The sequence below is a fragment of the Pontimicrobium sp. MEBiC01747 genome, from assembly GCF_053601635.1.
In genome coordinates this window covers 1-558 of the sequence record NZ_JBSHNS010000552.1, presented here as the reverse complement: position 1 = coordinate 558, position 558 = coordinate 1, and the positions used below count along the sequence as shown (strand labels likewise).

The 558-nt window shown below is 41.0% G+C and carries 1 pseudogene; it reads right to left on the bottom strand.

The features are described from left to right. Positions 1–558 (bottom strand): annotated as a pseudogene (locus ACVC2P_RS18250) (gliding motility-associated C-terminal domain-containing protein); the annotation flags it as partial.

The following is a 558-nucleotide window of genomic DNA, read 5'->3' as shown; positions in this document are numbered from 1 at the left end:
ATTATCGGAAACGGTAATGGTTTGTGTTTGTTCTGGCGCAGTGTTACCACAGCTATCTGTTAATGTCCATGTTCTGGTAATAATGAATGATCCTTCGCAAGTTCCAGCGACTACAGTGTCTGTGTAGGTAGCGTTTAGCGTTGTAGAACAGTTATCTGCTTCGTCTGTAACATCTCCTGTAATGTTTACTCCAGCATCGTAGTTACATGATGCATCTGTAAATATTTCAATATCTGCAGGTGCAGTAAATGTTGGTGCAATATTATCGGAAACGGTAATGGTTTGCGTTTGTTCTGGCGCAGTATTACCACAGCTATCTGTTAATATCCATGTTCTGGTAATAATAAACGATCCTTCGCAAGTTCCAGCGACTACAGTGTCTGTGTAGGTCGCGTCTAGTGTTGCAGAACAGTTGTCATTTTCATCAGTAACATCTCCTGTAATGTTTACTCCAGCATCGTAGTTACATGATGCATCTGTAAATATCTCAATATCTGCCGGTGCAGTAAATGTTGGTGCAATATTATCGGACACCGTGATGGTTTGTGTTTGTTCTGG